Here is a 282-nt window from a genome sequence, read left to right as displayed (position 1 = left end):
GGAGGTATTTCACACCAGTAATCTGGTCGGCAACTTCAACTTGACCTAAGGTTTCATAGATTGGAAACTCAAAGGCTGTACCACGGTAGTTAGAGCCTCGATTATCAAGCTGATAAACAATATAACCCTGTTGCAGCATGTATTGAGTTATATCAGCGCCTTGCCATTTATTAGTGACTAGTTGTGCGTGAGGGCCGCCATACACTCTAACAATGACAGGATATTTTTTTCCGGGCTGCATATTTTTAGGTTTATAAAGTTTGTAGTACAAATCAGCTTTTC

Annotated in this window: 1 protein-coding gene; it reads right to left on the bottom strand. The window is 40.4% G+C overall.

The window, feature by feature from the left end; translation table 11 throughout:
* On the bottom strand, positions 1–282 hold a 282-nt coding region (locus tag AACQ14_RS24560), incomplete at both ends, for an alpha/beta hydrolase family protein (RefSeq protein WP_339366149.1).

The organism is Vallitalea maricola, from assembly GCF_036985595.1.
Lineage (GTDB): Bacteria > Bacillota > Clostridia > Lachnospirales > Vallitaleaceae > Vallitalea > Vallitalea maricola.
This window is presented reverse-complemented; position numbering and strand designations above follow the sequence as displayed.